Annotated in this window: 10 protein-coding genes and 1 pseudogene; 1 reads left to right on the top strand and 10 read right to left on the bottom strand. The window is 49.4% G+C overall.

Annotated elements, in window-relative coordinates; genetic code table 11:
- The coding region (locus PAT3040_RS38820) for a hypothetical protein (protein WP_258235085.1) at positions 1–60 on the bottom strand (60 nt) is incomplete at its 3' end.
- Between the two features lie 119 nt (positions 61–179).
- Between PAT3040_RS38820 and PAT3040_RS20705 the strand changes: the two genes are divergently transcribed.
- Positions 180–686, top strand: coding sequence for a hypothetical protein (locus PAT3040_RS20705; RefSeq protein ID WP_108994229.1), 507 nt, complete (start codon positions 180–182; stop codon positions 684–686).
- On the opposite strand, the gene PAT3040_RS20700 is transcribed toward PAT3040_RS20705, so the two are convergent.
- From PAT3040_RS20700 to PAT3040_RS37270, 9 genes and pseudogenes are all read right to left on the bottom strand, one after another.
- Entirely contained in the window at positions 678–905 is a 228-nt protein-coding gene (locus PAT3040_RS20700; RefSeq protein ID WP_108994228.1) for a hypothetical protein, read from the bottom strand. The genes PAT3040_RS20705 and PAT3040_RS20700 overlap by 9 nt on opposite strands.
- Positions 906–1,039: 134 nt before the next feature.
- The gene (locus tag PAT3040_RS20695) at positions 1,040–2,332 is read right to left on the bottom strand and encodes a site-specific DNA-methyltransferase (RefSeq protein WP_108994227.1); all 1,293 of its coding nucleotides are present in this window, start codon (positions 2,330–2,332) and stop codon (positions 1,040–1,042) included.
- A gap of 37 nt (positions 2,333–2,369) precedes the next feature.
- Positions 2,370–2,606: a hypothetical protein gene (locus PAT3040_RS20690; RefSeq protein ID WP_108994226.1), complete on the bottom strand. Its 237-nt coding sequence runs from the start codon at positions 2,604–2,606 to the stop codon at positions 2,370–2,372.
- Between the two features lie 548 nt (positions 2,607–3,154).
- The gene (locus PAT3040_RS20680; protein WP_108994224.1) at positions 3,155–3,916 is read right to left on the bottom strand and encodes a hypothetical protein; all 762 of its coding nucleotides are present in this window, start codon (positions 3,914–3,916) and stop codon (positions 3,155–3,157) included.
- Between the two features lie 193 nt (positions 3,917–4,109).
- Positions 4,110–4,592, bottom strand: a complete 483-nt coding sequence (locus PAT3040_RS20675; RefSeq protein WP_108994223.1) for a hypothetical protein — start codon at positions 4,590–4,592, stop codon at positions 4,110–4,112.
- A gap of 96 nt (positions 4,593–4,688) precedes the next feature.
- Positions 4,689–5,123 carry a LexA family protein gene (locus tag PAT3040_RS20670; protein WP_108994222.1) on the bottom strand — a complete coding sequence of 145 codons (435 nt, stop codon included), beginning with the start codon at positions 5,121–5,123 and terminating at the stop codon, positions 4,689–4,691.
- Complete coding sequence (locus tag PAT3040_RS40495; protein WP_507763374.1) at positions 5,120–5,572, bottom strand: ASCH domain-containing protein; 453 nt, start codon at positions 5,570–5,572, stop codon at positions 5,120–5,122. Before PAT3040_RS40495 ends, PAT3040_RS20670 begins: the two co-directional genes overlap by 4 nt.
- Positions 5,569–5,871, bottom strand: a complete 303-nt coding sequence (locus tag PAT3040_RS20660) for a hypothetical protein (RefSeq protein ID WP_146200493.1) — start codon at positions 5,869–5,871, stop codon at positions 5,569–5,571. The genes PAT3040_RS40495 and PAT3040_RS20660 overlap by 4 nt, the downstream gene beginning before the upstream one ends.
- Before the next feature lie 306 nt (positions 5,872–6,177).
- Positions 6,178–7,474, bottom strand: a pseudogene (locus PAT3040_RS37270) (DNA cytosine methyltransferase); the annotation flags it as partial.

Genomic DNA, 7,474 nt, shown 5'->3' with positions numbered 1-7,474 from the left:
AACGCCGAGCGCGGCGGCGATGTCCTTAAGCAGCATCTTGCCGCCGCTATCCAGCCACATCTTCTTGGCAATGTCTCGATTCGGACTGCGCTCTTTTGCCACTACATACCACCACCCCCGCCTGGTGTTACTTTCCTTCCTTTTTGCCGATAACTTATTTAGAAGAAAGGAGTTTCGAAATGACTTATTACTATTTACTAATCGTAGTATCAACAGTTGTTTTATTTTTTGAGCTAAAGGATTTCAGACAACTCCAGAAAAAAATTTACAGAAATATGATAAGAAACGAAAAAAACAATACAGTTATCCGTCAAAATGACGTCATGATTATTTATTCTTTTTACAATTCAATGAATCCGGGTGTTCTAAAACAAGCTAAGCTGAATCTAAGAGCTATCGCACCTGACACCATTCTAAAAAATGCCATAACAACAATCTTTACTATTCTACCGATTGTCTTAGCGATGATGAGCATAATGGCTGCATTGTCAACTGGTCTACTGGATACCGGCTCTCAGTTAGAGCAATTGAATAGAGAAGTAAAGAATATGGAAATGTTCTCATCAGTTATAATTGCTGTAGGTTTCGTCTATAGCATCCATCTGATAGTAGATCATAGGCGAAGTAAGCTTCTCCAACTCCACCTAGCTGCTATTGAAGAGGTGGAACGAGAACGGTCAAGATAAGTCTTCTTTTTGCAGTTCTATATCCAGCTCAATCAACTTCCGCAAATCATCAACACTCTGCACCTCAATCCGGCCTTCTTGAAAGTCCTTGACCCACCGGGCTATGGCAGCCTTGATGATCTTGCGGTACTGCTCCTTGCTCTCCATGATGCCTTGTGCAATCTCAAGCTCATGTTGCAAGAGCAACTCTTCACTCGAACGTTCGTTCGAATTTTTCATTGCGAAACACCTCGGCATCCAGTATTATGGATATGAGATCGTGCGTTCGCATTTCAACCGTGGCCACGGCTGTGCACGATCTCGGCCGGGGTGTTTCCGGTCGGGCTGGAGGGGCGTTGACGCGTCCCTCCTTTTTATGTTGCTTCGGCGCGACGGATACGCACTGGCTCGATGCCTGTCACCTTCCTGTATCGCTCCTTGATGACGTCGCAGAAGACTGGATCCAGCTCCAGCAGCCGGCATTCCCGGTCCATCTGTTCGCAGGTCATGAGCGTGGACCCTGAGCCGCCGAAGAAGTCGACCACCACATCATTACGCTGGCTACTGTTACCGATCGGGATGGCCAGCAGCGGCAATGGTTTTTGTGTGGGATGAACGTATGCATTCACATTGCCGCGGGACACTTCCCAGACCGTGGAGGGCTCAGGAGCCTCAGCGGGTAGCCCAGAACGCCAAACTGTCGATTGCTTACGATCGCCATACCATGCTGGCGCCTTGCCACGAAGGTGTGCGTAGAAGACAGGCTCATGCTGCCAACGGTACTGGCTCCAGCCGAAGGAAGCGGAGTTCTTCACCCACACACATTGCGACCGGACATCAATGCCGGCCGCCTCCATAGCGTCCTCGAATTCGCGCTGGTATGAAGACGGATGGAAGACATAGATCGCCGCCGTCGGCGCCATGATTCCGGCGTACCGTTCAAAAACGGCATGAAGAAAGCCCGCGAAATCCTCCGCGGGCATGTCGTCGTTCATTATAGAGCTGCGGCCATCAGCGGCCAAGCGCTCTGAATCGCTCTCGACTGCCACGTTGTAAGGCGGGTCAGTCACCACCAGCGCCGCCTTGGCGCCATCCATCAGTAAGTCAACGTCGGCTTCATCAGTGGCGTCTCCGCACACAAGCCTGTGTCGGCCTAGCTGCCACACATCGCCGCGTTGTGTCTCAGGTTCCTCGATATTTAAGAGAGCATGGTGCACATCGAAATCATCATCAACAACCGGCTCGTCCACTTCGATGTTATGCGGCAGCGCGGCGATCAGCTCGCCGATCTCCTCCGCCTCGAATCCGGACAGCTCTAGCTCGGCGCCGGCATCTTTCAGTTCCTCAAGCAGCCTGGCCAGCGCCTCCTCATCCCAGTGGCCAGAAACCTTATTCAGCGCCAGATTAAGCAGCCGCTCCTGCTGTTCGTCCAGATCGACGACGGAGACGGCTGCTTCGGTGTCGCCGCGAGCGCGTAGGATCTTGTAGCGCTGATGGCCACCAACCATGTTGCCGGTCCGCTCGTTCCAGACGATCGGCTCCACGTATCCAAAGGTTTCGATGCTACGGCGGAGCTTCTCATACTCCGGATCGCCGGGCTGCAGATCAACGCGCGGATTGTAGGCCGCTGGGTTGATTTGGTCGAGTGAAATGGTTTGAATGTTCATGGTGCACCTCCAAAAGAAAAAGCCCCTACATGGAGCTTTAGTTTAATCTAGCACGTCCCTTAATTTTTTCTATATCAGCAAAACTTTTTTCTACATGTGGCTTAATTTCGAAGGAACGAACATACCGCATATTTATAAATTCATCTCCATTTTCGATCCATCCACTGTTTCCTTCTGTAAACTCCAAAACTAGACTGTCATAGTCTGATCTTTCAATCACAAAACTGATTATTTCCCCATCAGACATTTTGAGTGTAACATCGAACTTGTTCATCGCACTACTTCCTCTCCACAATCGAATATTGACTTCCAGTATCCGACATTTCCATACAGTGGTCAATGTAGAAACTGTAGAAGGAGTAGTCCTCGCCGCTTGCTTCGCCCTATCCGCCGAAAGCCCGCTGACAAAAAGCAAAAGCCCGGATTTGAGCTCCGGACTTTCGATTGATCAACGTATGTGATTATGCCGTCAGGAGGCGGCTGGCCCCATTCGGCGATTGTTGCTTCGATCGCGGCGCGGATCATGTCGCTGCTGAGGTGAGGCGACTCGTTTCGGAAGATGGTGCATTCCCACGCTTTCAACCCATCGTCTCGGATGCCGGACCAGGTCACCCATACGGTGTCCCCAGCAGCAGTCCTCAACACAAGGTTGCGACCAGGCCTGCAGAACATCGGCGCTCCAACATGCTGCCGGGTGTAATGCCGATCAGCGAGCTGCCGGCAGGCACGGTCACCTTTGTGCGTCAGCATCCACGGTCCATACTGCGAAATATTAAGCATAATCTGGGGCATGATGGCCGCCTCCTGTGTTGAGTTGGTTTTTTATGTTTGCATACTCTTTCTTTTCTTGTAATATCTCAATACACATTCAAAGTTATTTGTCGTTTGAGTGTAGTTAGGAGGTATTATAAAGCTAACAACCTTTTCAAAATATTGAACAAATAACTTATCAAAACAAATGAGCTTTTCTATCCAATCTTTATTATCGAACACTCGATTTTGCATCAAATTAAAGCTCTCACCGTTTACTTTCGTATGCATATTCGCATATTGGACTCCTAAACCAAGTATATGATAAGCTCCTCTATGCTTTAAATAGTTGTATTCAGTTCTTACTGAAGCAGGAATTCCAGAAGTATAAAAAGACTCCACATGGTGCATCAGTTCTTCTTTTTTCCCTAAATATAATTTTAGCTTTACAGCGCTAGATGTACACCATTTACAATACCTAATGTATTCATCTTCATCATCGATAAACCTGTAGTCAGAATCAGGAGCACAGTAAAACCAAACCGCTTGCCAAGATAAGTCTATACAATAATTGTAAAATGCAATTGCACTTTGAAGCAGAGTTGTTACGAAGTATGTTTTACTAAAATCATCACTTCCTGTTAAACTTCCGAAATCATCAGCTTCTGAAGCACTTAAATGTGTTCGTGCATTACAAAAAGCTAAATAAGTTTCATGAATTTTAAATCCAGCAGCGACTACGTTAGGATTAAACTCTGCATAGTGCCCCTCATGCGGTTTATATTTTGTCCAATGATGAACATCATGAGTAGTGTAAAGCTCAATTGCTTTCATAAAGATCCCCCCTTCCCACATCTACTTAATTCTACCATAAATGCAGAATTTGTAGAAAATATAAACATGCCGCCCCTTTCGGAGCGGCAACGGAGGAGTGAGGCGGTCAACCTCGTATGGCACGCTATTAATATATCATGGAAATAGCGGCAATAGACGGTCAACATGCAGTCATCTTGCGGTCAGTTTACAGTCAAAATTTTGCTCCTTCCTGCTCGAAGAATCCGAACAGCTTCAGTGAATTGGCGACGCTACGCTCTCCCTCCTTGAGGTTGCGCCGCACCGTGCTCTCGCTCATCCTGTTCATGTAATGAAACACGATCTCTTTGAACGAGTAACCTTTCATATACTTCAGCGTGACCGCCTCTCGCTCCTCAGTATTTTGAATCAGCGCCGTCGCCCGCTGGAGCTGCCTCGTGTAAAACTTGTACTGCTCGTACACCCACCGCTGCTTTTCCGCCAAAATAGCGGCATTCGCCGTCTTGTCAGCGTGTAGATCCTCGGCATCGATGCGGCGGGCAACCTCCCCGTCAACGGCCACCTGGCGCAATTCCTCTTGATATCGTTCATATTCCGTAATGAGCAGTTTCATCTGCAGCGTCTTGCCGAGCAGGAATTTCGTGCGCCGGACCTCCGCGTCCGTCGCTGTCGGAAATAATTCTGTTTGCCATACCATCGCCATCCCTCCTCACCATCCCCCGTATGATATAATGATGGTGAGTTGTTTCCATAAGTCCCCCACGCCGCTGCCAGGCATACGTGGGGGATTGTTTTATTTTCCGAGAGCTGAGCGTACAGTCTCCAGCAACTCGTTATCCATTCCGTTTTCGGCTAAGAAATTATCCAAGGGCTCTCCATCTCCGTTTAGGTGCCAATTGTGGACCATCAACTCCAAGCCGTTAAAACTAGCCATTGCGGAAATGGCCACCTCGGCTTTCGTCAATGCATTTCGTAAACGTTCATTTTCTTCCTGCGCCTTCTCAACGCTTATCAGATCCTTCAGTATCCGAATCGTCCGCGGCCCGGACGCCTCCTTGCTGATGTAGCCCTTCTCCGCAAGCTTGTCCAGCAAAGAATGCACCGTTGAAGTGCTTTGATAGCCGAGTTCCTTCGCCAGTTCCCGCGTTGTTGGCGAGTAACTACGCTCCTGAATGAATGTCTTAATGCATTCGAGTGCCGCGGCTTGCTTCTCCGTCAGTTCTTTCATATAAACCCTCCATCCCAATTCCATAAGCCCTGCTGCCCCTTGGCCGGAATCGGCTTTGGCAGCTCATACACCTCACGCATCTCCCAAGCGTAGCGACCAGGCGTAAAGTCACCGTACTCATATTCCGGCGAATAAACATAAACGCCATTCTCTAGAATATATCCATCTGTCCAAGTGTCCACTGACTTAATGCAATCGCTTAGGACTGCCGTTGCAATTACCGCTCCAGTTGGCAGATTGTCCGACGTATACCCGTATTCCAACAACTCGGATCTGATTGGTTCTTCTCTACAGGCGGCCAGGTCGATATGCTTTGCCGCATGTATTGCGATCGGACCACGATAATGTGTTCGCCGGCTTCGCGTTTCGAATCCCTTGAGTCGTAGTGTTATGAGCGTCGCCCACGGTTGCCAGATGGTAATTGCCTTTATGGGCTCATTTCGGATCATCGTAGTTTCTCCTCTCCTTCGATGGGATAACCTTCTGCATCGACTTGCATCTTGTATCTGATCCCCCCGAGACGAATCTGGCTGTTATTCAACTTCTCAATCTCGCCATGAGTCAGCGGCCGACAATCATTTTTCTGGAATTCAACATCCATAAATCCGAATCCTTCGACAAAAATTTCGATGAAGTGATCGTCCGTTTCCGATTGAATAAAAATAAGATCATCTACCTCCCGGCCAATGTCGCCAAGTTTGTGGATTGCCGGGCTTCCGCCCTTAAGAATCATGTACCGTGGTTTCATATTTTGCATTCCCCCGATCTTTACTGGTTCATTCTCCTGACCTGAAACATTTATTTCAATATCGCGTAACAGAAGCTATAAAGAATGGAGGAAGTTCCATGGGAAAAGTCTCCCTGTACGGTTCAATCATCCTTATTGCCTCGTTTCTGCTCTTCTTAGGTGAGGGTGGACTTCACTGGAAACATGCCATAAGTAAAATCATTACTATAGGTTTCATATTTCTTGTAATCTACTTGATCCGCAAATTTTACGATATGATTGGCAAATTGAAGTGAAGTTAGAATAACCTCTGCTGCCCCCACACCATTATTGAATCAGCGCCGGCATATCTTCCGCCTGCGGCGCCACCCATACCGGATCCCAACTCAGTGCGAAGCCTATGCCAACCTCTGCTTCGGCAGCTGCCAGCAAGATGACGTTCCCCATCTGCTCAGCCGAATCGCGAGGCACTGCGTTACCGATATACTCACGCGCTTTCTTGTCCGAGCAGCCTTCAAGTTGGAACGGACGCCCGTCCGGAAGGTATTGTGGGAAGCTCTGCAGCATGGCAAGTTCGAAGGTCGTTAGCGGCCTGTGCCATGTACCATCTTCAGCGATGATGATTATGACGCACCGTTCGTCAGCCCCTGGAAAACGCGGATCAGCGACGGCCGCGGCCCCTGCATGGATGTCCAAGCTAGCGATTATCGTCTTGGCTGGAACCTCCCACTTCATAACACCCAATGTATCCGCACGAGGCGTGGTCTTAATTCGCGGATCTGAGATGCTAGATGCAGACTGCATAATCCGTGATGCACCACGGACCGTCTTGGACGCCTTCTCCCAGTGTTGAACACCGTAACTGTCCGGCTGCAATTCAGACTTGCAGCGTGGATCAGATATGAGCTGCGCGCCGCTCTGAATGTCTGTGTCGCCCGTCACTGTCGCTGAAGAATCGTCCCAGCGCTGCATCCGGTATTGGTTAGTAAATCGGTTATCGCGACCGTTTACACGGGAATCAGATACAGCGATGGCTCCACTTCCAAATCTCGTGCCTGTAACACACGGTGCTGGTTCACCATCACTTACAACACGATAAGCTTCTGGATGTCGACCGTTTCTTTCTGTCAGCCTTGGATCGGCAACGCTAATTGCCCCATTGTTGGGACCGCTCGCCCCCGTCACTGTCGGGGCGGTCTCGTCAAACCGAACCAACCGAAAGATCATGCCGTGCGTGCTATTGCCGAGATTAATGCGTGGGTCAGATACCGCCGATACGCCGTTGCTTCGCCCAACCCCAGCTCCACCGGTAACGGTCCGTGACGGTTCATTCCATTCTTCCACCGCCCAGGCCCCACCGCGGGGCTCATGCTCCAAACGATATTTCTGCCATTCGAACTTATTAAGGTCTCGCCAATCCCCACCTGCCGGAATTGCTGCGAGCTTCTCCCATGATTTCCGAGCAAGATTCGGTAATGCATTCTGTGGTCCGCCTGCGACAGTGTCACCTGGCATTGGCAAAGGTCCGATCACTTCGCCGATCGACCGCATCGGCCTCGGCTTGGGATAATAAATCACGTTTGGAATCTGTTTGGGATCCCGTGCCATCAGCAGGAAGCGAATA

It is taken from the genome of Paenibacillus agaridevorans (assembly GCF_003112455.1).
Classification (GTDB): Bacteria; Bacillota; Bacilli; order Paenibacillales; family Paenibacillaceae; genus Pristimantibacillus; species Pristimantibacillus agaridevorans.
This window is presented reverse-complemented; position numbering and strand designations above follow the sequence as displayed.